This is a genomic window from Streptomyces sp. NPDC059037, assembly GCF_042740015.1.
Classification (GTDB): Bacteria; Actinomycetota; Actinomycetes; order Streptomycetales; family Streptomycetaceae; genus Streptomyces.
In genome coordinates, this window is the sequence record NZ_JBHYIG010000512.1 from 1 (window position 1) to 1,956 (window position 1,956).

Below are 1,956 nucleotides of genomic sequence, written 5' to 3' on the forward strand. Positions count from 1 at the left end.
AAATCGGTTTGTCATTCTGACAAATAACCCTTCGGGAAATAAAAAAAACGGCTCCATAAAGAGGAACCGTTTTGCTTCAAAAATCACGTTTTGTGTTATACTGGAGAAACGAAATTGTGTTTTCAAAATTGTCATTTTCGACATGATAACTTTTCTCGTAGTGTGGTTTTGCCGAACCCACTACTTTTTTTATGTCTCCGAACTTCATTTCTTCCCGTTCCGGCTTAACAATCCCTTTTGATTTTCGATACATATTCATTCCGGAAGGATACATGTGCAGCCGTCCGCCTTTTAAAAATTTCTTTTCCCGACCTTCTACGATCTTTGTTTGCACCTCACAGCCCTCTGAAGCCACTTTTAAGGCTGTTTCCCTGTCTTGGACATCTTCTAGGTCTATATCAGTCAAATAAGCGCTCAAATAGGCTCCTATGTTGTCTATATCCTTTAATGACTTGATTGTTACAAATCCTAAACCCCATAGACTCCTTAATTCAGCATTTTTAATATAAATCTTATCCAAATCATTAAAGCGCATTAAAACATGACAATGCCAGGCTCCACGTCCTTGTGGCTCTACCACCGATAAATAATCTATCGAACTTTCTTTCTTGTATTTATAACGCAACCTGTCGATAAAATTTTGAAAATCACTATAAAGTTTTTTCGTGTCCGTCATATTTTTCTTGTATGTCAAAGTTATATGTAATTCATTTGGCCGTCCTATAAAATTGTTATTTATCAAATAACGCAGCTTCTTAAAGGTTTGTCTCAAAGAATTATAATTTTCCTGCCGATTTTCCGAATGCTCGAACTCCCGGATCTCCCCAGTAGAGAGGTCTACAAACCTATCCTTGTCCAATTTTTTGATATTATTTTTCCGGTTCATCTTCTCCATATGCTGAACTTCAATGACGTGATTCATAGTGGTCACTTTTACAACATCATTTGGAGCTATGAAAACCGCGTCACCATTGCGTTTATCCATCCATTTCCCCTCAATTTTTCCTGTAATGTTTAATTAAAATCAAGTTAATAATAAAGAACCCCAAATCCGAAGTCAGTTTTTCAACAAAAATTAGCGTCCTTTTCCCAAATAGTCCCTATACAATTCCTTAATAGCAAACTCAATTACAGCATCTTTTGAAACTCTTCCAAATTCATTGTGTTTTGTAAAATGTTCGGCTAATAACTCTAGCTTTTTAAATGTTTCAACAGTAATTCGAGGTCCAATTTGTTTTTTCTCTTCCATCCAAACACACTCCTAACAAGTTGTTAACATAATTCTAACATTGGAAATAATAGAATTCAAGAACAGAAAAAAGAAGCACACTCGGAATGATATTTCGTTTCCTTTTGATTCCGAGCCTCCACCCCTTACAATCCCCAAAGGCAACCGACAAGGGAAAATTCGTCCCTTATCGGCACCTCCGGAAATTGTACAGCAAGGGGTCACTCCCAATAAAAAGACTACGACATATAAAACAGGTTTAGCTTCAGAGAAAAAGAGCATAAGGAAACTCGGTGCCACCCTAAAAAAAAGGGTGTCAAACAGGCTGTGCCTGTTGAGTTTCTATGCTCTTAGAACAGGTGCCGTTTTTGAAGCCAAAGATATAGCATAGATACCCCATAGATATAGCAGGGATATACCAAAATATCTCTAGAGATACGGGTATCTATGCTATATCTCTCTACAAGATTCCTCCACACGCTTGACGGAAATGCTTCAGCATTTTAGCACTCACTCGACAGAGTGTATAAGTGCGCCATTCGGAATTTCAAAGCTTCAAATTTCACAGAGAGTGCCCATTTATACACACCCCCTAAATCGTGGTGTGACAATGGGTTCTCGCCGGCTCGAAATCGGTTTGTCATTCTGACAAATAACCCTTCGGGATAGAAAAAAAAAGGCTCCAAAAAAGTGAACCGGTTTTGGTTTAATATAAAGTTTTGTGTTTT

2 protein-coding genes are annotated in these 1,956 nt (G+C 37.6%); both read right to left on the reverse strand.

The annotated features are described in order from the left end of the window. Positions 1-76: 76 nt before the first annotated feature. Complete coding sequence (locus ACFWY6_RS45270) at positions 77-985, reverse strand: hypothetical protein (protein WP_375839305.1); 909 nt, start codon at positions 983-985, stop codon at positions 77-79. Positions 986-1,075: 90 nt separating this feature from the next. Next, positions 1,076-1,249: a hypothetical protein gene (locus ACFWY6_RS45275; RefSeq protein WP_375839303.1), complete on the reverse strand. Its 174-nt coding sequence runs from the start codon at positions 1,247-1,249 to the stop codon at positions 1,076-1,078. Between the last annotated feature and the right edge of the window lie 707 nt (positions 1,250-1,956).

Excerpts from the sequence above, each read along its gene's own strand:
- ACFWY6_RS45270 (WP_375839305.1), bottom strand. The coding sequence starts at position 985 with ATGGATAAACGCAATGGTGACGCGGTTTTCATAGCTCCAAATGATGTT.
- ACFWY6_RS45275 (WP_375839303.1), bottom strand. The coding sequence starts at position 1,249 with ATGGAAGAGAAAAAACAAATTGGACCTCGAATTACTGTTGAAACATTT.